The organism is Halorhodospira neutriphila (assembly GCF_016584055.1).
Lineage (GTDB): Bacteria > Pseudomonadota > Gammaproteobacteria > Nitrococcales > Halorhodospiraceae > Halorhodospira > Halorhodospira neutriphila.
Map to the genome: position 1 here is coordinate 1 of NZ_NRSH01000027.1, position 21817 is coordinate 21817.

General features: G+C 73.2%; 21 protein-coding genes and 1 pseudogene. 12 read left to right on the forward strand and 10 right to left on the reverse strand.

Translation table 11 applies throughout. The features are described from left to right. The coding region (locus CKO13_RS03900) for a primosomal protein N' family DNA-binding protein (protein WP_200256979.1) at positions 1-234 on the reverse strand (234 nt) is incomplete at its 3' end. On the opposite strand from CKO13_RS03900, the gene CKO13_RS03905 reads away from it, so the two are divergent. Then, positions 233-826: a DNA-J related domain-containing protein gene (locus CKO13_RS03905; RefSeq protein WP_200256986.1), complete on the forward strand. Its 594-nt coding sequence runs from the start codon at positions 233-235 to the stop codon at positions 824-826. The two genes, CKO13_RS03900 and CKO13_RS03905, sit on opposite strands and share 2 nt — an antisense overlap. Positions 827-1021: 195 nt before the next feature. On the opposite strand, the gene CKO13_RS03910 is transcribed toward CKO13_RS03905, so the two are convergent. The 4 genes from CKO13_RS03910 to CKO13_RS03925 are packed head-to-tail and all read right to left on the reverse strand — an operon-like array spanning position 1022 to position 4454. Beyond that, complete coding sequence (locus tag CKO13_RS03910; RefSeq protein ID WP_200256988.1) at positions 1022-1576, reverse strand: TIGR02444 family protein; 555 nt, start codon at positions 1574-1576, stop codon at positions 1022-1024. 39 nt (positions 1577-1615) lie between these two features. Continuing rightward, on the reverse strand, positions 1616-3016 hold the full coding sequence (locus CKO13_RS03915) for an NAD(P)(+) transhydrogenase (Re/Si-specific) subunit beta (RefSeq protein WP_200256990.1): 1401 nt from the start codon (positions 3014-3016) through the stop codon (positions 1616-1618). 2 nt (positions 3017-3018) lie between these two features. After that, a complete protein-coding gene (locus CKO13_RS03920; RefSeq protein ID WP_207132078.1) occupies positions 3019-3318 on the reverse strand; it encodes an NAD(P) transhydrogenase subunit alpha part 2 in 300 nt (99 codons plus the stop codon). Next, positions 3315-4454: an NAD(P) transhydrogenase subunit alpha gene (locus CKO13_RS03925; protein WP_200256992.1), complete on the reverse strand. Its 1140-nt coding sequence runs from the start codon at positions 4452-4454 to the stop codon at positions 3315-3317. The genes CKO13_RS03920 and CKO13_RS03925 overlap by 4 nt, the downstream gene beginning before the upstream one ends. A 202-nt stretch (positions 4455-4656) precedes the next feature. On the opposite strand from CKO13_RS03925, the gene CKO13_RS03930 reads away from it, so the two are divergent. Beyond that, positions 4657-5208 carry an HNH endonuclease gene (locus tag CKO13_RS03930; RefSeq protein WP_200257031.1) on the forward strand — a complete coding sequence of 184 codons (552 nt, stop codon included), beginning with the start codon at positions 4657-4659 and terminating at the stop codon, positions 5206-5208. Positions 5209-5234: 26 nt separating this feature from the next. Beyond that, positions 5235-6122 (forward strand): fructosamine kinase family protein, encoded by an 888-nt coding sequence (locus CKO13_RS03935; protein ID WP_200256994.1) that lies wholly within the window; start codon positions 5235-5237, stop codon positions 6120-6122. Positions 6123-6137: 15 nt separating this feature from the next. On the opposite strand, the gene CKO13_RS03940 is transcribed toward CKO13_RS03935, so the two are convergent. From CKO13_RS03940 to xth, 4 genes are read right to left on the reverse strand one after another with little or no spacing between them, the layout of a single operon-like run. Beyond that, complete coding sequence (locus CKO13_RS03940; RefSeq protein WP_200256996.1) at positions 6138-7202, reverse strand: phytoene/squalene synthase family protein; 1065 nt, start codon at positions 7200-7202, stop codon at positions 6138-6140. Positions 7203-7257: 55 nt separating this feature from the next. Continuing rightward, the gene (locus CKO13_RS03945) at positions 7258-8259 is read right to left on the reverse strand and encodes a 2Fe-2S iron-sulfur cluster-binding protein (RefSeq protein ID WP_200256998.1); all 1002 of its coding nucleotides are present in this window, start codon (positions 8257-8259) and stop codon (positions 7258-7260) included. A 46-nt stretch (positions 8260-8305) separates the two neighbouring features. Continuing rightward, positions 8306-9775 carry a 4-hydroxy-3-polyprenylbenzoate decarboxylase gene (gene ubiD / locus CKO13_RS03950; RefSeq protein WP_200257001.1) on the reverse strand — a complete coding sequence of 490 codons (1470 nt, stop codon included), beginning with the start codon at positions 9773-9775 and terminating at the stop codon, positions 8306-8308. A gap of 20 nt (positions 9776-9795) precedes the next feature. Next, entirely contained in the window at positions 9796-10563 is a 768-nt protein-coding gene (xth, locus tag CKO13_RS03955) for an exodeoxyribonuclease III (protein WP_200257003.1), read from the reverse strand. Between the two features lie 180 nt (positions 10564-10743). Here xth and CKO13_RS03960 point away from each other — a divergent pair, with 180 nt between their 5' ends. From CKO13_RS03960 to pyrE, 9 genes and pseudogenes are all read left to right on the forward strand, one after another. Next, on the forward strand, positions 10744-11790 hold the full coding sequence (locus CKO13_RS03960) for an NADP(H)-dependent aldo-keto reductase (protein ID WP_200257008.1): 1047 nt from the start codon (positions 10744-10746) through the stop codon (positions 11788-11790). 83 nt (positions 11791-11873) lie between these two features. Further along, complete coding sequence (nfi, locus tag CKO13_RS03965) at positions 11874-12548, forward strand: deoxyribonuclease V (RefSeq protein ID WP_338034573.1); 675 nt, start codon at positions 11874-11876, stop codon at positions 12546-12548. Between the two features lie 16 nt (positions 12549-12564). Then, positions 12565-12948 (forward strand): DUF6394 family protein, encoded by a 384-nt coding sequence (locus tag CKO13_RS03970; protein ID WP_200257009.1) that lies wholly within the window; start codon positions 12565-12567, stop codon positions 12946-12948. Between the two features lie 22 nt (positions 12949-12970). Then, positions 12971-14677: a potassium channel family protein gene (locus CKO13_RS03975; RefSeq protein ID WP_200257016.1), complete on the forward strand. Its 1707-nt coding sequence runs from the start codon at positions 12971-12973 to the stop codon at positions 14675-14677. Then, positions 14674-16026, forward strand: a complete 1353-nt coding sequence (locus CKO13_RS03980) for an AmpG family muropeptide MFS transporter (RefSeq protein WP_420827054.1) — start codon at positions 14674-14676, stop codon at positions 16024-16026. Before CKO13_RS03975 ends, CKO13_RS03980 begins: the two co-directional genes overlap by 4 nt. 118 nt (positions 16027-16144) lie before the next feature. Beyond that, positions 16145-17386, forward strand: a pseudogene (gene icd, locus CKO13_RS03985) (NADP-dependent isocitrate dehydrogenase); the annotation flags it as partial. 147 nt (positions 17387-17533) lie between these two features. Next, on the forward strand, positions 17534-17914 hold the full coding sequence (locus CKO13_RS12595; RefSeq protein WP_274600649.1) for a CBS domain-containing protein: 381 nt from the start codon (positions 17534-17536) through the stop codon (positions 17912-17914). A gap of 37 nt (positions 17915-17951) precedes the next feature. After that, positions 17952-20606 (forward strand): phosphoenolpyruvate carboxylase, encoded by a 2655-nt coding sequence (gene ppc, locus CKO13_RS03990; RefSeq protein ID WP_200257020.1) that lies wholly within the window; start codon positions 17952-17954, stop codon positions 20604-20606. Further along, a complete protein-coding gene (gene pyrE, locus CKO13_RS03995; protein WP_200257022.1) occupies positions 20606-21253 on the forward strand; it encodes an orotate phosphoribosyltransferase in 648 nt (215 codons plus the stop codon). The genes ppc and pyrE overlap by 1 nt, the downstream gene beginning before the upstream one ends. On the opposite strand, the gene CKO13_RS04000 is transcribed toward pyrE, so the two are convergent. Further along, the coding region (locus tag CKO13_RS04000; protein ID WP_200257029.1) for an SUMF1/EgtB/PvdO family nonheme iron enzyme at positions 21254-21817 on the reverse strand (564 nt) is incomplete at its 5' end.

The following is a 21817-nucleotide window of genomic DNA, read 5'->3' on the forward strand; positions in this document are numbered from 1 at the left end:
ACCCGCCACCTCGGAGCCGTGGCGGGTCGCCACCACGACCCCGACCGCCCGCCCCCGGCCGAGGGGGACAGCCACCCGGCAGCCCACCGGCTCCGCCGGCAGGGGGCCGGGCGGCGGCCGGTAGTCCAGGCCCCCGTGCAGGGGCCGCGGCACCGCCACGTGCAGGATCAGCCCCGACGCGCCGCAGGCGCGGGGATGACCGTCGGGGCGCTGGCCGCTAGAGTCGTCAGGCATGGAGATCGAAGAGGCCGTCGCTACCCTGCAGGCCGCCGCCGAGCCGATCCTGCGCCGCCACCCGGAAGGGGTGAGCGAGCTCACGCTCATGGAGCGGCTCGCCGCCGAGGGGCTGTCGCTGTTCGACCGCCCGAGCCGGCAGGACCCGGAGGCGCTGTTCCGGGCGCACTTCCTGCTCTTCCACGCCCTCTACCGGCTCCGGCCGCGGCTCGCCGAGGAGGGGCTCGACCTCGAGATCCACTGCCTCGGCATCCGCCTGCAGCCCGCCGCGGCGCCGCCCGGCGAGCCGGGCGCCCTCGGCGAGCACGACGGCCTGGCCGCGTACTACCTCGACCCGGCCAACCTCGAGGGCATGGACGCCGCGGCCGTCGAGCGGATGATCGCCGACGGGCTGCGCCGCATCGCCGCCGCCGGCCAGGGCGGCCAGGACGAGGCCCTGGCGGTGCTCGGCCTCGAGGCCGGGGCGAGCGCCGCCGAGATCCGGCGCAGCTACCGGCGCCTGGTCATGCGCCACCACCCCGACCGGGGCGGCGACACCGCGACCCTGCAGCGGATCAACCACGCCTATCGGCGGCTGATGGCCGGCTGCTAGGCCTCGGCGATAATCGAGACCGGGAGGCACAGCCGCTGTTCCCCACGGTGTAGGCCCACGGCACAGCGCTGGTGAGCACCAGCAGGCACAGGAGGAGGATGGCGATCGCGGGCTCGGCGACGGTCACGGGCTACGGCCATCACGCCTTCAGCCGGCAGCACACCGCCGCCGGGGCGGCGCAGGCCCGCCAGCCGCTCAAGGCCACGCCCGCTGGACCTCCTCAGCCACGACCCCGGGGTCGAGCTCCGCGCACGCCTCGGCGAGGACCTGCGCGATGGCCGCGACCGCCTCCGGGTCGCAGGTCGGGCACTTGCGGCGCACGACGACGCCGGCGTTCCAGGCGGCGTCGCGCCAGCGCTCGCCCTCGGGCGAGGCGGGCAGGTCGGTGGGGAGGTCGCGCAGGAAGAGCTCCTGCTCGAGCGCCTCGGCGTGGAGCTCGGCGTCGATCAGGCGCTTGCGGAGGTGGTGGGTCTCCTCGGCCAGGTCCCGCGGCGGGTGGAGCTTGAGGTGGCGCCGCAGGGCGCGGAGGGGGTCGATGACCTCGCGATCCCACTCCTGGCCCCGGCGGATGGCCGCCTCGGCGTTGGAGACGCCGAGGCGGCCGCGCCCCTCGAGGCCGCTCCAGACGGCCGCGAACAGGAGGCTCAGCGAGAGGCCGTAGCGCGCCTGCAGCTTCAGGCAGGCGGGCTCGACCCCCGGACGCTGGTAGACGTCCTCGGCGAAGCGCCACAGCCGCTGCGCATCGTCCACGCGTTCGCCTCCCGCCGGACGGGCAGCCGCCCGGCTCTGCTAGATCCCCTTGACGGTCTGGACCATCTCGGCGACCACCTTCTGGGCGTCGCCGAAGACCATCCGGGTGTTGTCGCGGAAGAAGAGCTTGTTCTCGACGCCCGAGAAGCCGGCGCCGCGGCCGCGCTTGACGACGAGGACGTTCTCGGCGTAGTCGACGTTGAGGATGGGCATGCCGTAGATCGGGCTGCCCTCGTCCTCGCGCGCCGCCGGGTTGACCACGTCGTTGGCGCCGATGATCAGCACCACGTCGGTGCCCTCGAACTCCTCGTTGATCTCCTCCATATCGTAGATCAGATCGTAGGGCACCCCCGCCTCGGCGAGCAGGACGTTCATGTGCCCCGGCATGCGCCCGGCCACCGGGTGGATGGCGAACTTGACGTCGACGTCGAGGCGCTGGAGGAGCTCGATCATCTCCCAGAGCTTGTGCTGCGCCTGCGCCACCGCCAGGCCGTAGCCCGGGACGACGATGACGCGGTCGGCGTAGCCCATCATGTAGGCGGCGTCCTCGGGGCCGACCTCCTTCATCTCGCCCTCGGCCTCGGACTCGCCCGCCGCCGGGGCCGCGCCGAAGCCGCTGAACAGGATGTTGGCCAGCGAGCGGTTCATCGCCTTGGCCATGAGGAAGGTCAGCAGCATGCCCGAGGCGCCGACCACCGTGCCGGCGATCACCAGCGCCAGGTTGCCGAGGACGTACCCCTTGAAGCCGACGGCCAGGCCGGTCAGGGCGTTGAACAGGGAGATCACCACCGGCATGTCGGCGCCGCCGATGGGCACGGTGATGAAGACGCCGAGCGCCAGGGCGGCGGCGAAGAAGAGCAGGATCGGCAGGCCGAAGCCGGTGTTGAAGGCCCAGATCGCCAGCAGCGCGGTCAGCGCCGCCAGGCCGATGTTCCAGTACTGGTGGTTCTCCACCAGCGTCGAGCGCTTGAGCCGCTCGTCGAGCTTGGCCCAGGCGACCATCGACCCGGAGAAGGCCACGGAGCCGATCACCCCGCCGAGCAGCGCCAGGGTCGCCACGTCGCCGCCCAGGGCGGCGGCCACCGAGGTGCCGTCCTCGCCGTGGGTGCCCTTGAGCAGGGAGACGGCCGCGATCCCGGCCGCGGCGCCGCCGCCGAGGCCGTTGTAGACGGCGACCATCTGCGGCATCTCGGTCATCTGCACCCGCTTCGCCGTGTACCAGGCGAAGGCGCCGCCGATGGCGATGGCCACGGCGATCAGGACGAGGTTGGTCACCCCCTCGATGTACGGGTGGAAGAGGGTCGCCACGACGGCCAGGACCATGCCGACGCCGGCCCACATGACGCCCTTGCGGGCGGTCACCGGCGAGCTCATGGCCTTGAGGCCGAGGATGAAGAGAACGGCGGCGAGGAAGTAGGAGAGCTGTACCAACAGGCCCATGACTAGCCGTCCTCCTTCTTACTGCGCTTGAACATCTCGAGCATCCGCTCGGTTACCACGTAGCCGCCCACGGCGTTGGCGGCGCCGAGGAGCACGGCGACGAAGCCGATGAGCTGCTCGAGGGGCGTCTCGGCGACCCCCAGGGAGACCATGGCGCCGACGACCACGATCCCGTGGATGAAGTTGGAGCCGGACATCAGCGGCGTGTGCAGGATGACCGGCACCCGCGTGATGACCTCGTAGCCGGCCACCGCCGCGAGCATGAAGACGTACAGGGCGACAAACCCGCTGACCTCGATCATGATTGACCTCCTTGCAGGCGCTCCCGGGTCGGGGCGTGCCGGATCTCGCCGTCGTGGGTCAGGCAGGTCTCGGCGATGACCTGATCGTCCCAGTCCAGGCTCAGCTGACCCTCGGCGACCATCAGCGACAGGAGATTGTAGAGGTTCTTGGCGTACATCTCGCTGGTGTGCACGGCCACGCTCGCCGGCAGGTTCTGCGGGCCGACCACCAGCACGCCCTTGTGGTCGACGTCCTTGCCGGGCTTGGTGAGCGCGCAGTTGCCGCCGGTCTCGGCGGCCATGTCGACGATCACCGTGCCGCCCTGCATGCGCTCGACGGTGGCCTTGTCGATGATCTTCGGCGCCGGCCGGCCGGGGATGGCCGCGGTGGTGACCACCACGTGGGCGTTGGCGATGTGGTCGGCGAGGACCTCCGCCTGCTGCTGCTTCTCCTCGTCGGTGAGCTCGCGGGCGTAGCCGCCCTCGCCCGTCGCCGAGACGCCGGTGTCGATGAACTTGGCGCCGAGGGACTCGACCTGCTCCTTGGTCTCCGGGCGCACGTCGTAGCCCTCGACCTGCGCGCCGAGGCGCCGGCAGGTGGCGATGGCCTGCAGCCCGGCGACGCCGGCGCCGACCACCACGGCCCGCGCCGGGCGGATGGTGCCGGCGGCGGTGGTGAGCATGGGGAAGAAGCGCGGCGCGCGCTCGGCGGCGATCACGGCCGCCTTGTAGCCGGCGGCGGCGGCCTGGGAGGAGAGCGCGTCGATGGACTGGGCGCGGGTGATGCGCGGCACCAGCTCCATGGCGAAGGCCGTCACCTTGCCCTGGCGCAGCGCCTCGATGCGCTCGTCGCCCTCGTGGGGCGTCATGAAGCTGATCGCCACCGCCCCGGCCTTGAGCTTGCCGGCGTCCTCGGCCGAGATCGGCTGGACGCTGAGCAGCACGTCGGCCTCCTTGAGCAGCTCCTCGCGGGAGCCGGCGATGCGCACCCCGCCGGCCTCGTAGGCGGCGTCGTCGAAGCCGGCGCCCTTCCCGGCCCCCTTCTCGAGCAGCAGCTCCACCCCGAGCTTGCCGAACTGCTTGAGAACGCCGGGGACGAGCGCCACCCGCCGTTCGCCGGGCCGGGTCTCCTTCGGCACGGCAACCTTGATGGCCATGGTTGGTTCCCCTGTTTGCGGCATAACGCGCCGATCCTAGCGAATCGCCCCGGGGGTGTGAAGGCTTACACCGGGGTGTCGCCGTATGGTAATGGGCGAATGCTTGCCAGCGGGGGCGCCGAGCCGCTATAAGTGGGTTAGCCCTGGCTAAAGGGGGTGGGCTGTGTTTGAGCACCGGATCCTGCGCACCGACGTCTCCGGGATGCCGCTCGAGTGGATCGGCTACGAGGAGGCGGTGCGCTACTACTACCTCGAGCAGGTCGCCTACGCCTGCGGCAGCACGCTCTACCGCGTCCGCGGCGGCTTCAACTCGGCAACCGGGCGGCGCTCGGTCATCGAGCTCAACTCCATCATCGCCACCGAGGGCACCCGGCAGGCCTCGCTCAAGGGGCACGCCGGCTACACGCCGCCGCTGAACAACCCCACGCTCTTCCGCCGCGACGCCCACCTGTGCCTGTACTGCGGCAAGCGCTTCCGCAGCGCCGAGCTCTCCCGGGACCACGTCACCCCCGTCAGCCGGGGCGGCGCAGACACCTGGAACAACGTGGTCAGCGCCTGCAAGCGCTGCAACAACCACAAGGGGGACCGCACCCCCGAGCGCGCCGGCCTGCAGCTGCTCGCCGTGCCCTTCACGCCGACCCACGCCGAGTACGTCTACCTGCAGGGCCGGCGCATCCTCGCCGACCAGATGGAGTTCCTCAGGTCGCACTTCCCGCGGCGCAGCCCCCTGCGCGCCCGCGATCACGCGCCCTGAGCCGAGCAACACCCAGGAGCAGAACCATGGCGCTACAGCAGGCCATCGAGACCGCCATCGGCGAAGCCACCGGCACCCCCTTCGGCCCCGCCCGGCGCGGCGGCGCCGGCGGCGGCTGCATCAACGACGCCTGGACCCTCGACGACGGCGCGCGGCGCTACTTCGTCAAGCTCAACGACGCCGCCAGCGCCGGGCTGTTCGAGACCGAGGCGCTCGCCCTCGAGGAGCTCGCCGGGGCCGAGGCCCTGCGCGTCCCCCGCCCCGTCGCCCGCGGCGAGCACGGCGGCCGCGCCTTCCTCGTCCTCGAGCACCTCGACCTCGCCGGGCGGGGCGGCGACGCCGGCTTCCGCCGCCTCGGCGAGGGCCTCGCCGCCCTCCACGGGGTCACGGCGGGCGCCCACGGCTGGCACCGCGACAACTACATCGGCGCCACCGCGCAGCCCAACCCGTGGACCGGCGACTGGGCCGCCTTCTTCCGCGAGCACCGGCTGCGCCACCAGCTGCGCCTCGCCGAGCAGCGCGGCGGCGGGCGGCGGCTGATCGACGCCGGGGAGCGCCTCGCCGAGGGCCTGGCGGATCTGCTCGCCGGCCACCGGCCGGCCCCCTCGCTGCTCCACGGCGACCTGTGGGGCGGCAACGCCGCCTTCGCCGGCGACGGCGCCCCGGTGATCTACGACCCGGCCACCTACTACGGCGACCGGGAGACGGACCTGGCCATGGCCGAGCTCTTCGGCGGCTTCCCGGCGCCCTTCCACGAGGGCTACGACGCCGTCTGGCCGCGGGAGGCCGGCTACCGCACCCGGCGCGAGCTCTACCAGCTCTACCACGTGCTCAACCACTTCAACCTCTTCGGCGGGATGTACCGCAGCTCGGCGCAGCGGCTCATCGACAGGCTGCTCGCCGAGCTCGGCTAGCCCCGCCGAGGCCGGCTAGGCGCCCGAGCGCACCAGCGGCCGCGGCAGGCCCCGGCCGCTCCAGGCGAGCACCAGGCGCATCGCCGGGTCGCGGGAGGCGGCGTAGCTGCTCAACCCGGCGAGCCGGCGCACCTGGCGCCGGGAGATCTTGACCTCCTCGGCCGAGGTGAAGCCCGGCCGGCGCTGGATCCGGCGCAGGGTGGCCAGCGACATCGTCGCCGCCCAGGCGCAGAAGCGCCGGATCCCCGGCTCGCTCGGCGGCACGCGGAGGATGTAGGCGCGCGCCGCCTCCATGTGCTCGGTGGCGATGCCGATCATGCGCAGCACCCCCTGGCGGAAGGCGGGCTCGGCGCTCCAGTCCGCCCCCGGCTCGAGATCGCACCCGGCCTCGGCGAAGACGTCCCGCGGCAGCCAGCACAGCCCCCGCTCGCGGTCGGCCCAGACGTCCTTGAGGACGTTGGTCGCCTGCAGGCCGAGGCCGAAGCGCCGGCCGAGGTCCATCATCTCCTCGCGGCGCGCCTCGAGCCCCTCGACCTCGGCGGCGAAGAGCTCGGTGAGCATCTCGCCGACCACCCCGGCGACGTAGTAGCAGTAGGCCTCGAAGTGCTCGCGGTCGGCGAGGCCGGCCGGCGACTTCAGGCGCTGGTAGCGGGCCATGCCCTCGCCCATGATCGCCACGCAGCGGGTAACCGAATCCCGGTGGGCCTCGGGCAGGCCGTGGGTGACCGCCACCACCCGCTGCAGGGAGACCACCAGGTCGCGCTCGGCCAGCGGCGTGCCGACGTCCAGGGCGCGCTCCATCTCCCCGGCGAGCCGGGCGGCGTCGGCCTCGCCGCGCAGGACCCGGGCGAGCTCGAGGAGCAGGTCGTGCTTGGCCTCGGCGTCGAGCTGCGAGTGGTCCTCCACCGTGTCCGCGACCCGGCAGAGGAGGTAGGCGTTGGTGACCGTATCGCGCAGGGCCGCCGGCAGCTCCGGGATGGTCAGGGCGAAGGTCCGGGAGACCCCCGGCAGCGCCGCCTCCTGGTAGGCCCGGTCCACCGCCCAGCGGTAGGCCTGCCGGCTCGCCGCATCGGCGCTCATCGCGCGCTCCTTCTCCGCCGCCGTCGCTGCCACTGCGCCCCCCTGCCCTGCGTGATCACTCGTGGCTGAAGCGGAAGGCGTCGTAGAACAGCCGCTCCGGGTCGAGCCCGTGCTCGAGGAAGGCCGCCTTGGCCGCCTCGATCATCGGCGGCGGGCCGCTCATGTAGACGTCGTAGCCCGAGAGGTCGGGGTGGTCGGCGACCACCGCCTCGTGGACCCAGCCCCGCCGGCCCGGCTCCTCGGGGCGGGGCCCGGAGAGCACCGGCGTGTAGCGCAGGCCCGGGTGGGCCCGCGCCTGCGCCTCGGCCCAGCCGCCCATGTAGAGCTCGGCGCCCTCCCGCGCGCCCCAGTAGAGCTCGAAGGCGCGCTCGTCGCCGGCGGCGAGGGCGTGCTCGAGGATCGCCTTCAGGGGGGCGAAGCCGGTGCCGCCGCCGACGAGCAGGACCGGGCGCCGGGCGTCCTCGCGCAGGTAGAACTGGCCGAGGGGCCCCTCGAGGCGCAGCCGCTCGCCGACGCGCAGGCCGCCGAAGACGTGCTCGGTGAAGCGCCCGCCGGGGATGTAGCGGACGTGCAGCTCCAGGTACCGGTCGTCGTGGGGCGGGTTGGCCAGCGAGAAGGCGCGCCGCTCGCCGTCGTCGAGGAGGATCTCGACGTACTGCCCGGCGTGGAACGGCAGCCGCTGCGCCTCGTCCGGCTCGAGGAGGAGGCGGCGGACCCGGGGGCCCGGCTCCTCGATGGCCGCCACCGTGGCGGTCAGCGTGCGCGGCTCGAGCCCGCCGTAGGCGCCCGGGCGCAGGTCGATGCGCAGGTCGCTGCGCGCCGAGGCCTGGCAGAGGAGCGCGTAGCCGGCGGCGCGCTCCTGGGCGTCGAGGGCCTTGGGCTGCCCCTCCGGGTAGGCGATCTCGCCGTCGAGCAGCCGGGCCTTGCAGCTGCCGCAGACGCCGTTGCGGCAGCCGTAGGGCAGCGTCACGCCGCGGCGCAGGGCGGCGTCGAGGACCGCCTCGCCGGGCTCGGCCTGCAGCTCGGTGCCGTCGCTGAATCGGACCGTGTGGCTCATCGGGCTCGCTCCCAGGGTTTCGGCCGATGATACCGCGACAAGGCGCCTAGAGGTCGAGCCCCAGCTGCGCCCAGTAGGCGTCGACCCGGCGCCGGGTCTCGGCGTCCATGGCCACCGGCTCGCCCCAGCGGCGGTCGGTCTCCCCCGGCCACTTGTGGGTGGCGTCGAGGCCGAGCTTGGAGCCCAGCCCCGTCACCGGCGAGGCGAAGTCGAGGTAGTCGATGGGGCTGTTGTCGACGAAGGTGGCGTCCCGGCGCGGGTCGCTGCGGGTCGTCAGCGCCCAGACCACCGCCTGCCAGTCCCGGGCGTCGATGTCGTCGTCGGTGACCACGATGAACTTGGTGTACATGAACTGCCGCAGGAACGACCAGACCCCGAGCATCACCCGCTTGGCGTGGCCGGGGTAGGCCTTGCGGATGGTGACCACGGCGAGGCGGTAGGAGCAGCCCTCCGGCGGCAGGTAGAAGTCCGCGATCTCCGGGAACTGCTTGCGCAGGATGGGGACGAAGACCTCGTTGAGCGCCTCGCCGAGCACGGCCGGCTCGTCCGGCGGGCGGCCCGTGTAGGTGGAGTGGTAGATCGGCTCGCGGCGGTGGGTGATCCGGTCGATGGTGAGCACCGGGAAGGTCTCCACCTCGTTGTAGTAGCCGGTGTGGTCGGCGAAGGGCCCCTCCTCGGCCACGTCGCCCGGGTGGATATGCCCCTCGAGGACCACCTCGGCGGTGGCCGGCACCTGCAGCGCGGAGCCCTTGCACGCCGCCAGCTCGGTCTTCGCGCCGCGCAGCAGCCCGGCGAAGGCGTACTCGGAGAGGCTGTCCGGGACCGGGGTCACGGCGCCGAGCAGGGTCGCCGGGTCGGCGCCGAGGGCCACCGCCACGGGGAAGGGCTCGCCCGGGTGGCAGCGCTGGTGGGCGGCGAAGTCCAGCGCCCCGCCGCGGTGGGCGAGCCAGCGCATGATCACCCGGTTGGGGCCGATGACCTGCTGGCGGTAGATGCCCAGGTTCTGCCGCTCCTGCTCCGGCCCCTGGGTGATCACCAGCGCCCAGGTGATCAGCGGCCCGGCGTCGCCGGGCCAGCAGGTCTGGATCGGCCAGCGCGACAGGTCCACCTCGTCGCCCTCGAGCACCACCTCCTGGCACGGCGCCCGGCGCACGGTCCGCGGCGCCATGTCGAGGACCTTGCGGAAGGCCGGCAGCTGGTGCCAGGCGTCGCGCATGCCCTTGGGCGGCTCCGGCTGGCGCAGGAAGGCGAGCAGCTCGCCGATCTCGCCCAGCGCCGCCACCGAGTCGGCCCCCATGCCGAGGGCGACACGCCGGGGCGTGCCGAAGAGGTTGCCGAGCACCGGCGTCGCGTAGCCCTTGGGGCGCTCGAAGAGCAGCGCCGGTCCGCCGGCGCGCAGGGTCCGGTCGCAGACCTCGGTCATCTCCAGGTGGGGGTCGACCGGGTGCTCGATCCGCCGGAGCTCGCCCCGGCGCTCCAGGTCCGCGATGAAGGCGCGCAGGTCGCGGTACGGCATGGCGGCTCCCTCCGCGGCCCCTACAGCGAGAACTCGGCGAAGGCCGGGGCGTGGTCCGAGGGCCGCTCCCAGCGCCGGGGCTCGAGGTCCACGCCGCTGGCCGTGCACCGCTGCGCCAGGGCACGGCTGGCCAGGATCAGGTCGATGCGCAGGCCGCGGTTGCGCTTGAAGCTGTTGACCCGGTAGTCCCACCAGGAGAAGCGCTCGGCCGGCTGCTCGAACAGGCGGAAGGTGTCGGCCAGCCCCAGCTCCCGGAGGCGCCCCAGCGCCTCGCGCTCCGGCTCGCTGAACAGGACCTTGCCCGCCCACTCCGCCGGGTCGTGGACGTCCGCCGGCTCCGGGGCGATATTGAAGTCGCCCACCACCACCAGGCGCTCGTGGGCGGCGAGCTCCTCGGCGAGCCAGCGCCGCAGCGCCTCCAGCCAGCGCAGCTTGTAGTCGTACTTCTCGGAGCCGACCTCCTGGCCGTTGGGGACGTAGAGGTTCACCACCCGGACCCCGCCGACGGTGCAGGCGAGCACGCGGCGCTGGCTGTCGGCGAAGCTCGGGATCTCGGTGGCGACCTCGCCCGGCTCGCTGCGGGCGAGGACGGCGACCCCGTTGTACGTCTTCTGGCCGGAGTAGCAGGCCGTGTAGCCCGCCTCCTGCAGCGCCGTCAGGGGGAACTGGTCGTCCGGCACCTTGGTCTCCTGCAGGGCGAGGACCTCCGGGGCCTGCTCGGCGAGCCAGGCCTTGACCTGCGGCAGGCGGACCTTGAGCGAGTTGACGTTCCACGAGGCGATCTTCAACGTGCTCTCCTCTTCGCTTGACGGCTCCAGCCTAACCGCTCGGCGCCGCTGCCTCGAGCTTGACTTGCCGGCGCCGCGGCTCACCCTGGCCTATGCTGCCCCGGGCAGCGGGCAGGCCGGCGCGGCACCCCCGGCTAGCGCGGCAGCACCACTCTTCAGGACAGCACAGCGAGGTCCGCTATGGAGTACCGCAATCTCGGCGACACCGGCCTGCGCGTCAGCGCCCTGTGCCTCGGGACGATGACCTGGGGCGAGCAGAACACCGAGGCGCAGGCCCACGACCAGCTCGACCTCGCCGTCGAGCGCGGCGTCAACTTCATCGACACCGCGGAGATGTACCCCGTCCCGCCGCGCGGCGAGACGGCCGGGCGCACCGAGCGCTACCTCGGCACCTGGCTGGCCCGGCAGCCGCGCCGCGAGGACCTGGTGGTGGCGACGAAGGTCGCCGGCCCGGGGCTGGAGAGCGTCAACGCCGGGGAGCGGGCCTACACCCCGGGGCAGCTGCGCGAGGCCCTGGAGGGCTCCCTGCGCCGGCTGCAGACGGAGTACGTCGACCTCTACCAGCTCCACTGGCCGGAGCGGCCGACGAACTGCTTCGGCCGGCTCGACTACCCGTGGCCCGAGGCGCCGGCCGAGGCCGATGAGCGCGACCGCATCCGCCGCACCCTGGAGGCGCTGGCCGAGCTGGTCGAGGACGGCCGGGTGCGGGCCATCGGCCTGTCCAACGAGACGCCGTGGGGGGCCATGCGCTTCATCGCCGAGGCCGAGCGGCTCGGCCTGCCGCGGATCGCCGCCATCCAGAACCCCTACAGCCTGCTTAACCGCTCCTACGAGGTGGGCCTCGCCGAGGTCAGCCGGCACGAGGGGTGTGGGCTGCTCGCCTACTCGCCGCTGGCCTTCGGGGTGCTCAGCGGCAAGTACCTGGAGGGCCAGCGCCCGGCGGGGGCGAGGCTGACCCTCTTCGAGCGCTTCACGCGCTACACCGGCGAGCGCGGCCAGGCGGCCACGGCCGAGTACATCGAGCTGGCGCGCCGCCACGGCCTCGACCCGGTGCAGATGGCCATCGCCTTCGCCGCCGAGCGGCCCTTCTGCACCAGCGCCATCATCGGCGCCACGACGCGCGAGCAGCTCACGGCGGACCTGGCGGCCGCGGACCTGCGCCTCAGCGAGCCGGTCCGCGAAGGCATCGAGGCGATCCACGCGGCCAACCCCAACCCCTGCCCGTGAGCGCGGCGGCCCGCCGGCTTGCCAGCGCGGGCCGGGCCCGCTAGGGTCGCTGGGCAGCCAACCGGGGCGGCGGAGGAGTCGCCGTGTCACGCACTGTCGAGGTGCCCCACCCCTGGCGGGTCGACGCCCGCGAGGGGGCCGCCATCCAGGAGGCGCTGCGCCGCCGGGTCCGGCTCGCCGACGAGCTCGGCGAGGTGCGGCGCATCGCCGGCATGGACGTGGGCTTCCGCGACGGCGGCGCCACCGCCTGCGCGGCGGTCACCTGCCTCAGCTGGCCGGGGCTACGCCTCGAGGAATCGCACTGCGTCTACCGCGGGGTGGAGATGCCCTACATCCCCGGGCTGCTGTCCTTCCGCGAGCTGCCGGCGGTGCTCGACGCCCTGGCGGCGCTCAGCGCACCGCCGGAGCTGATCCTCTGCGACGGCCAGGGGATCGCCCACCCCCGGCGGCTCGGCATCGCCGCCCACCTCGGCGTCCTGACGGGGCTGCCCACCATCGGCGCGGCGAAGTCGCGCCTGGTCGGCGAGCACGGGCCCGTCGGCCGGGAGCGCGGCGCCCGGGCCCCGCTGCTCGACGGCGCCGAGCGCCTCGGCACGGTGCTGCGCACCCGCACCGGGGTGCGGCCGCTGTACGTCTCCCCCGGCCACCGCCTAGACTGCGATACCGCCTGCGAGTGGGTGCTGGCCTGCTGCACCCGCTACCGGCTCCCCGAGCCGACCCACGCCGCCGACCGGCTGGCCTCCCGCGGCCGCTGCTAAGGATCAAGAGGGACGCATGAATCTCGAGAAGGTTGTCTTCGGCTTCTTCATCCTCCTCGCCCTGACGCTGAACTTCGGCTTCGTCATGGGCGAGCTGGACAACCCCGCCCACCACGCCTCCTGGGAGCTGTTCGCGGCCATCGTGGTCAACATGGTGGCGACGGTGCTCAAGTTCGGCGAGCGCACCCAGATCGGCGCCATCCTCCTCGCCGCCAGCCTCGTCGCCGACCTGCAGCTGATCACCGCGGCGATCGTCTGGGGCGTGGCGGTCTACGCCATCGACACGGGGCTGACCGAGATGGTCATGGCGAGCATCGTCTCCCTGGCCAGCGGCGCCCTGGTGGCCAACGTCGTCTCGGTGACGCTGCTGATCATCGAGACCGTCAAGATCCACCGCTAGCGGGCCGCGAGGGAGCCAGCCCATGTACAGCGCCGCCTTCTACATCGTGCTGCGCCGCATGCGCAGCCCGCTGCTGGCGCTCATCGGCAGCTACGCCGTCAGCATGGTCAACCTCATGGCCGTCTCCGGGGAGCTGCCCAGCGGCGAGGCGTGGCGGATGAACTTCCTCGACGCCTTCTACTTCATCACCTTCACGGCGCCGACCATCGGCTTCGGCGAGATCCCCCACGAGTTCACCCTCGCCCAGCGCCTCGCCTTCCTGCCGGCCATCTACCTGCCGGTGATCGCCTGGTTCTACGCCTTCATGACCCTGCTTGCGCTCTTCCAGGACCCGGTCTTCCGGCGCACGGTGGAGGCCGGGCGCTTCCGCCGCCGGGTCCAGCGCCTGGCGGACCCGTTCTGGATCGTCTGCGGCTGCGGCGACACCGGCTCCATGCTGGTGCGCTCGCTGACCGAGCGCGGCTGGGAGGCGAGCGTGCTCGACATCGAGGGCGAGCGCATCGCCGACCTGTGGACCCGCGACCTGCGGCTGTTCGTCCCCGGCTGGCAGGCCGACGCCAGCCGCACCGAGAACCTGCGCGCCGCCGGGCTCGACCACCCCCTCTGCGAGGGGGTCCTGGCGGCCACCGACGACGACCACACCAACCTGCAGGTGGCCATCACCGTCAAGCTCCTGCGCCCCGAGCTGCGGGTGATCTGCCGCGCCGAGAACCGCTCGAGCGCCGACAACATGGCCTCCTTCGGCACCGACCACGTCGTCGCCCCCTTCGAGTCCTTCGCCGACCGGCTGGCGCTGGCCATCCGCAAGCCGGAGATGCACCGCGTCTACGAGTGGCTCTCGGGCATGCCCAACACGCCGCTGTTCGAGCCGCCGCGGCCGCCGGACGGGCGATGGCTGATCTGCGGCTACGGGCGCTTCGGCAAGGCCGTCTGCCAGCGCCTCGACAAGATCGGCGTCCCCTACACGGTCATCGAGCAGACCCCGGAGACCGCCCGGGCCCCGGAGGGGACGATCCACGGCAAGGGCACCGAGGCGGTCACCCTCCGCCAGGCCGGGATCGAGGACGCCGCCGGGGTGCTCGCCGGCACCGACGACGACGCCGACAACCTCTCCATCGTGATGACGGCCCGGGACATCGCCCCCGAGATCTACCTCGCCGCCCGCGAGAACCAGATGGCCCACCGGCCGCTGTTCAAGGCGGCGCAGCTGCACCTGCCGGCGGAGCCGAGCTACATCATCGCCACGCGCATGCTGAGCCTGATCACCGCGCCGCTGCTGCCGGAGTTCCTGCGCATCGCCCGCGGCCACGACCGCAGCTGGCACGCGGCGGTCGCCCGGCGCATCCGCGAGGTCAGCGGCGGCGTGGTCCCGGAGATCTGGACCATCCGGATCTCGGGGCAGCGCACGCCGGCGGTGCAGGCCATCCAGGAGGAGGGCACCGAGGTCCACATCGCCCACATCCTCGGCGACCCCCACGACGAGGGCACGGAGCTCAACATCGTCGCCCTGCTGCTCGTGCGCCCCGAGGCGGTGGTCCCCCTGCCCAACCTCCACGTCCCCCTGGAGGCCGGCGACCGGCTCCTGCTCTGCGGCACCTCCGAGGCGCGCCGCCAGCTCGACTGGACGCTCTACCACCGCAACACCCTGCGCTTCCTCGTCACCGGGGAGCAGCGCCCGGACGGGACCATCTGGCGCTGGCTGGCCCGGCAGCGCCGGGGCTCGCATTGAGCGCCGCGGCCGAGGCGGCGCCGGCGTACACCGGCTGGCGCGTCTACCGCCACCCGCGGGTGCTGGGCATGGCCCTGCTCGGCTTCTCCGCCGGGCTGCCGCTGCTGCTCGTCGGCGGCACCTTCACCGCCTGGCTCAAGGACCTCGGCGTCGAGCTCAGCGCCATCGGCTTCCTGAGCTGGGTCGGCATGGCGCACAGCATCAAGGTCCTCTGGGCGCCGCTGGTCGACCGCCTGCCGCTGCCCCTGCTCGGGCGCTGGCTCGGCCGGCGGCGCTCGTGGATGCTCCTCGCCCAGGGCGTGGTGGCGGTGGCGCTGGCCGGGATCGCGCTCACCGACCCCACCGAGCGGCTCTGGCTGGTGGCGCTCTGGGCGGTGCTCGCCGCCTTCGGCTCGGCGACCCAGGACGTCGCCGTCGACGCCTACCGCGTCGAGGCCGTCGGCCCCTCGCGCCAGGCGGCCATGGCCGCCACCTACGTCTTCGGCTACCGCGTCGCCCTGCTCACCGCCGGCGCCGGGGCGCTGCACCTGGCCGCCTGGGGCAGCTGGACCCTCTCCTACGCCGCCATGGCGCTGCTCATGGGGGTGGGCATCGCCACCAGCCTCGCCGTCCGCGAGCCCGAGGCCCGCCCCGGCGAGGCCACCCACCGGCTCGAGGCGGAGGCCGCCGCGCGCCTGCCGGGCGGGGCGCGCAGCGGCCTCGCCGCCTGGCTCGTCGCCGCCGTGGTCTGCCCCTTCGCCGACTTCTTCCGGCGCTTCGGCCTGCCCGTGGCCGTGGCGATCCTCCTCTTCGTCGCCACCTTCCGGATCAGCGACATCGTCATGGGGGTCATGGCCAACCCCTTCTACCTCGACCTGGGCTTCACCAAGGGGGAGATCGCCAACGTCGCCGCCGCCTTCGGCCTCGCCGTGACCCTGCTCGGCGCCGCCCTCGGCGGGGCGCTGGTCAGCCGCCTCGGCCTCGCCCGGATGCTCATCGCCACGGCCCTGCTCGCCCCCCTGACCAACCTCACCTTCTCCGGGCTGGCCGCCATCGGCCCGCAGATGGCCGGGCTGGTGGCGGCCATCGTCGCCGACAACCTCACCGGCGGGATGGCCATCTCGGTGTTCATCGCCTACCTCTCGAGCCTGACCAACACGGCGTACACCGCCACGCAGTACGCGCTGTTCAGCTCCCTGATGACCCTGCCGGGGCAGCTGCTCGGCGGCTTCACGGGGCTCGTCGCCGAGCAGGTCGGCTGGAGCGCCTTCTTCGCCCTCGCCGCCGCCGCGGGCCTGCCCGCCATCGGCCTCGCCGTGGCCCTGCTGCGCTGGGCGCACCCGGACGCCGGGCAGCCGGCGCGTCCTTGATCCGCCCCCCGGGGTGGCCGAGAATGGAGCGCGGATGCGAGAGGGGACCGGGAACGCGGGCCGTGCGCCGTCCCGGGCCGGGCGCCTGTGCTCGCGCGTCAATTCAGGAGAAGCAGCGATGACCCAGCAGATCCGCTACCCCGAGGGCGGTGAGAAGATCACCGTCGGCAGCAACGGCCGCCTCTACGTCCCGGACAACCCCCTGATCGGCTACATCGAGGGCGACGGCATCGGCCCGGACATCAACCACGCCTGCATGCGGGTCTGGGATGCCGCCGTCGAGCAGGCCTACGGCGGCCGGCGCCGGATCCACTGGACCGAGCTCTTCATGGGCGAGAAGGCCGCCGCCCTCTACGACGGCGACTACTTCCCCGAGGAGACCAAGGCGGCGCTCAAGGACCTGCTCATCGCCATCAAGGGGCCGCTGACCACGCCGGTCGGCGGCGGCTTCCGCTCGCTCAACGTCTCCCTGCGCCAGGAGCTCGACCTCTACGCCTGCGTCCGCCCGGTGCGCCACTACGCCGGCGTCCCCTCGCCGCTCAAGCGCCCCGAGGACGTCGACGTCGTCATCTTCCGCGAGAACACCGAGGACGTCTACGCCGGTATCGAGTACCAGTCCGGCAGCGCCGAGAACCAGAAGCTCGCCGCCTTCCTGCGCGAGCAGATGGGCGAGGACTTCTTCGCCGACGCCGGGCTCGGCGTCAAGCCGATCAGCCCCGAGGGCACCAAGCGCCTCGTGCGCAAGGCCATCGAGTACGCCATCGAGCACGACCGCGAGAGCGTGACCCTGGTGCACAAGGGCAACATCATGAAGTACACCGAGGGGGCCTTCCGCACCTGGGGCTACGAGCTGGCCCGCGAGGAGTTCCCCGAGCAGACGATCACCGAGGAGGAGCTCTACGCCACCTACGGCGGCAAGCGCCCCGAGGGCAAGATCGTCATCAAGGACCGCATCGCGGACATCATGTTCCAGCTGATGCTGCTGCGGCCCACGGAGTTCGACGTCATCGCCACCATGAACCTCAACGGCGACTACCTCTCCGACGCCGTCGCCGCGGAGGTCGGCGGGGTGGGCATCGCCCCCGGGGCGAACATGTCGGACCACGTCGCGGTCTTCGAGGCCACCCACGGCACGGCGCCCAAGTACGCCAACCAGGACAAGGTCAACCCCGGCTCGCTGCTCTTCTCCGGGGTCATGCTCCTGCAGCACATCGGCTGGCACGAGGCCGCCGAGCTCATCGCCGCGGCCTACGAGAAGGTCGTCGGCGCCGGCATCGTCACCTACGACTTCGCCCGCGCCCTCGAGGGGGCCACCGAGGTCCGGACCAGCCAGTTCGCCGACGCCCTGATCGACCAGATGAAGGGGACCATCGACATCGAGCGCATCCGCCGCGAGCGCGAGGAGGCCATCGAGGCCGAGCGCCAGGCGCGCGAGCAGCGCCGCGTCGTCGCCCCCCTCGAGGAGATGGTCGCCTCCGGGCGCGTGCCGCACACCGTCGCCGACCTGATGAACCCCAACCTGGTGACCATGTCCGGCGACACCAGCGTCGAGGACGCCATGCACCTGATGCGCGAGCGGCGCATCTCCTCGGTGGTGGTCCAGCCCGCCCCCGACGAGGAGGAGGGCATGGGCATCATGACCCAGCGCGACGTCATCAGCCGGGTCGTCTCCGCCACCCGCCAGCCCAAGCAGGTGCGCATCTCCGAGGTCGCCACCCGGCCGCTGATCACCGTGCCCGAGGACACCTCGCTGCTCGACTGCGCCGAGCAGATGGGCTCGGAGAACATCCGCCGCATGGTCGTCATCGACACCCAGGGCCGGCCCATCGGGATCATCTCCGATACCGACATCTTCGCCAGCGTCGAGCAGTTCGGCCTGCCGGAGTAGCCCGATTCTCAGCGAGACACGAGCGGGGCGCGAGGACATGGAAGCGACGAGCGGCGGCGGCGACGGCGCCCTGCGTGACGAGATCCGCGAGCTCGGCGAGCTGCTCGGCACCACGCTGCGCGAGCAGGGCGGCCAGGAGCTGTTCGATACCGTCGAGCGCGTGCGCGGCCTCGCCAAGGCCGCCCGCGCCGGCGACGAGGGCGCCTCCGAGACGCTCCAGAACCTCCTCTCGCAGCTGCCGCCGGAGCAGGTCATCCCGGTGGCGCGGGCCTTCTCGCAGTTCCTCAACCTCGCCAACGTCGCCGAGCAGCACTACCGGGTCCAGCACAGCCAGGAGTGGGCCTACGCCCCGGAGGGCAAGCTGCTCTTCGGCTCCCTCGCCGAGGCCCTCCCCCGCCTGTGCGGGGAGCTCGACCCCGAGCAGGTCTACGAGGCGGTCTGCGGGCTCGACATCAACCTGGTGCTCACCGCCCACCCGACCGAGGTGCAGCGGCGCACCATGCTGCAGAAGTACAACCGCGTCGCCACCCTCCTCGAGCGCCGCGACCGCTACGGCGCCGGCGCGGCGGAGGCCGAGGAGATCCGCGAGGCGCTCAAGCGCGAGATCACCGCCGCCTGGCACACCGACGAGATCCGCCGCCGCCGCCCGACCCCGCAGGACGAGGCGCGCTGGGGCCTGGCGGTGGTCGAGCAGACCCTCTGGAACGCCATCCCGCGCTACCTGCGCAACCTCGACCGCGCCCTGGGCGAGCACACCGGCCGGCGGCTGCCCCTCGACTGCGCGCCCGTCACCTTCGGCACCTGGATGGGCGGCGACCGCGACGGCAACCCCTACGTCACCCACCGCGTCACCCGCGACGTCGCCCTGCTCGCCCGGTGGATGGCCGCCTACCTCTACGAGCGGGACATCCAGAGCCTGATCACGGGGCTGTCGCTGCAGGCCTGCGACGACGACCTGCGCGCCGAGGTCGGCGGCGAGGCGTGGGAGCCGTACCGCGTGGTGCTCAAGCGCGTCCGCGCGCGGCTGCGCCAGACCCAGCGCTGGGCCGAGGCGAAGCTCCAGGGCGGGCACCCCCCGGAGGGCGAGATCCTCCACGACATCGAGGAGCTGCGCCAGCCGCTGCTGCGCTGCTACTACTCGCTGCAGCGGGTGGGCGCCGGGGCCGTCGCCGAGGGCGAGCTGCTCGACACCATCCGCCGGGCGAGCTGCTTCGGGCTGACCCTCATGCCCATGGACATCCGCCAGCACGCCGGGCACCACACCCGGGCGCTGGACGCCATCACCCGGGAGCTCGGCCTCGGCAGCTACGCCGCCTGGGACGAGGAGACCCGGCAGCGCTGGCTGCTCGCCGAGCTCGCCAGCCGCCGGCCCCTGATCCCCCACGACTTCGCCCCCGAGCGCGAGATCGAGGAGCTGCTCGAGACGCTGCGCACCTTCAACGAGCTCGGCCCCGAGGCGCTCGGGGCGTACATCGTCTCCCACGCCGCCGAGCCCTCGGACATCCTCGCCGTCGAGCTGCTCCAGCAGGCCTGCGGCGTGCGCCACCCGCTGCGGGTGGTGCCGCTGTTCGAGACGCGCGACACCCTGGCGCGCGCCGAGCGGACCATGGCGACGCTCTTCGCCAACCCCTGGTACCGCGAGCGCATCGGCGGCTGCCAGGAGATCATGATCGGCTACTCCGACTCGACCAAGGACGCCGGCCACCTGACCTCCGCCTGGACCCTCTTCCAGGCCCAGGAGCGGCTCGTCGCCCTGGCCCGGCGCGAGCGCATCGACCTGACCCTCTTCCACGGCCGCGGCGGCAGCATCGGGCGCGGCGGCGGCCCCACCCACTCGGCGATCCTCGCCCAGCCGCCCGGCTCCGTGGACGGCACCCTGCGGGTGACCGAGCAGGGCGAGGTCATCCAGGCCAAGTTCGGCCTGCCGGGGATCGCCCTGCGCAACCTCGAGCTCTACACCACCGCCGTGCTCGAGGCGACGGTCAAGCCGCCGGCGCCGCCGCGCCAGCGCTGGCGGGAGATCATGGACCGGCTCGACGAGCGCGCCATGGCGGCCTACCGCAACACCGTCAAGGAGCGCCCCGAGTTCATCGAGTACTTCCGGGCCGCCACCCCCATCGAGGAGATCTCCCGGCTGACCATCGGCAGCCGCCCGGCCAAGCGCGCCCCGGAGCAGATGACCGTCGACAGCCTGCGGGCCATCCCGTGGGTCTTCGCCTGGACGCAGACCCGGCTCATGCTGCCGGCCTGGCTCGGCGTCGGCGAGGCCCTGGAGGCGGCCCTCGACGAGGGCCTGGCCGACGAGCTGCGCGAGATGTTCGAGCAGTGGCCCTTCTTCGAGGCGCTGCTCGACATGGTCGAGATGGTCCTCGCCAAGGGCGAGCCCGGGGTGACCCGGCTCTACGAGCGCACCCTGGTGCCCGAGGAGCTCCAGGGCATCGGCGAGGAGCTGCGCGAGCGCTTCTGCCGCACCCGCGACGCGGTGCTCACCGTCACCGGCCACGAGGCGCCGCTCGCCGACTTCCCGGTGGTGCGCCGGGCCGTGGAGATCCGCAACCCCTACGTCGACCCGCTGAACATGCTGCAGGTGGAGCTGCTGCGCCGCTCGCGCCTGCGCGACGACGAGGCCCTGCGCCGCGCCCTGCAGGTGGTGATCAACGGCATCGCGGCGGGGCTGAGGAATACCGGCTGATGCACGACTACCAGGAAGCCTTCATCCGCTTCGCCCTCGAGCGCGGGGCGCTGCGCTTCGGCGAGTTCCAGCTCAAGTCGGGGCGCACGAGCCCGTACTTCTTCAACACCGGGCTGTTCAACAGCGGCGGGGCGCTGAGCCAGCTCGGCCGCTGCTACGCCGAGGCGCTCGCCCGGGCGCAGATCGACTTCGACCTCGTCTTCGGCCCGGCCTACAAGGGCATCCCGCTGGCCACGGGCCTCGCCGTGGCGCTCGCCGAGAGCCGCGGCCGCGACGTCCCCTACGCCTTCGACCGCAAGGAGGTGAAGGACCACGGCGAGGGCGGGCGGATCGTCGGCGCCCCGGTCCAGGGCCGCCGGGCGGTCATCGTCGACGACGTCATCTCCTCCGGCGTCTCCATCCGCGAGGCCGCCGAGCTCATCGCCGCCGAGGGGGGGACCGTGGCCGCCGTCGCCATCGCCCTGGACCGCAAGGAGCGCGGCCGCGGCGAGGCCTCCGCCGTGCGCGAGGTGGAGCGGCTGCTCGACGCCCCGGTGGTGCCGATCGTCACCCTCGACCACCTGGAGGCGTACCTGGCCGAGCACGGCGGCCGGGGCGAGACGATCGAGGCCATCCGGGCGTACCGGGCGCAGTACGGCGCCGGCTGATCAGCCGCCCTCCCAGGCCAGCCGGACGCCGGCGAAGCAGTGGCGCACGTGCGCCTCGAAGAAGTTGCGGAAGCTCGGCCGGCGCACGCTCGGCTCGGTCAGCGGGCTGGCGCCGCGGGCGACCCAGTGCCCGCCGTCGAACCACGGCACCGAGTAGCCGGCGTAGGGGAACGCCTGGAACCCCGGATAGGGGTGCAGCGGGGTGGCGGTCCACTCCCAGGCGCCCCCGACCCCGTCGAGCAGCCCGCCCCGGCAGGCGGCCTCCCACTCCGGCTCGGTGGGCAGGCGCGCCCCCGCCCAGCGGGAGAAGGCCTGCGCCTCGTGGTGGCTGATCCCGGTCACCGGCGCCTGCGGCGCCAGGGGCTGCGGTCCCTCCGGCCCTAGCCAGGTGTAGCGCCCGCCGGCGTGGCAGGCCCAGGTCGCCGGGTGCACCACGCCGTGGCGCCGCCGCCACCGCCAGCCGGCCTCGTCCCAGAGGCTCGGCTCCTCGTAGCCGCCGGCGTGCATGAAGGCGAGCCACTCGGCGTTGGTCGCCGGCCGGCGCGCCAGGCGCACGGGGCCGAG

Excerpts from the sequence above, each read along its gene's own strand:
- CKO13_RS03905 (WP_200256986.1), top strand. The coding sequence starts at position 233 with ATGGAGATCGAAGAGGCCGTCGCTACCCTGCAGGCCGCCGCCGAGCCG.
- CKO13_RS03915 (WP_200256990.1), bottom strand. The coding sequence starts at position 3,016 with ATGGGCCTGTTGGTACAGCTCTCCTACTTCCTCGCCGCCGTTCTCTTC.
- CKO13_RS03920 (WP_207132078.1), bottom strand. The coding sequence starts at position 3,318 with ATGATCGAGGTCAGCGGGTTTGTCGCCCTGTACGTCTTCATGCTCGCG.
- CKO13_RS03925 (WP_200256992.1), bottom strand. The coding sequence starts at position 4,454 with ATGGCCATCAAGGTTGCCGTGCCGAAGGAGACCCGGCCCGGCGAACGG.
- CKO13_RS03930 (WP_200257031.1), top strand. The coding sequence starts at position 4,657 with ATGCCGCTCGAGTGGATCGGCTACGAGGAGGCGGTGCGCTACTACTAC.
- CKO13_RS03935 (WP_200256994.1), top strand. The coding sequence starts at position 5,235 with ATGGCGCTACAGCAGGCCATCGAGACCGCCATCGGCGAAGCCACCGGC.
- CKO13_RS03940 (WP_200256996.1), bottom strand. The coding sequence starts at position 7,202 with ATGAGCGCCGATGCGGCGAGCCGGCAGGCCTACCGCTGGGCGGTGGAC.
- CKO13_RS03945 (WP_200256998.1), bottom strand. The coding sequence starts at position 8,259 with ATGAGCCACACGGTCCGATTCAGCGACGGCACCGAGCTGCAGGCCGAG.
- ubiD (WP_200257001.1), bottom strand. The coding sequence starts at position 9,775 with ATGCCGTACCGCGACCTGCGCGCCTTCATCGCGGACCTGGAGCGCCGG.
- CKO13_RS03960 (WP_200257008.1), top strand. The coding sequence starts at position 10,744 with ATGGAGTACCGCAATCTCGGCGACACCGGCCTGCGCGTCAGCGCCCTG.
- CKO13_RS03970 (WP_200257009.1), top strand. The coding sequence starts at position 12,565 with ATGAATCTCGAGAAGGTTGTCTTCGGCTTCTTCATCCTCCTCGCCCTG.
- CKO13_RS03975 (WP_200257016.1), top strand. The coding sequence starts at position 12,971 with ATGTACAGCGCCGCCTTCTACATCGTGCTGCGCCGCATGCGCAGCCCG.
- CKO13_RS12595 (WP_274600649.1), top strand. The coding sequence starts at position 17,534 with ATGAACCCCAACCTGGTGACCATGTCCGGCGACACCAGCGTCGAGGAC.
- ppc (WP_200257020.1), top strand. The coding sequence starts at position 17,952 with ATGGAAGCGACGAGCGGCGGCGGCGACGGCGCCCTGCGTGACGAGATC.
- pyrE (WP_200257022.1), top strand. The coding sequence starts at position 20,606 with ATGCACGACTACCAGGAAGCCTTCATCCGCTTCGCCCTCGAGCGCGGG.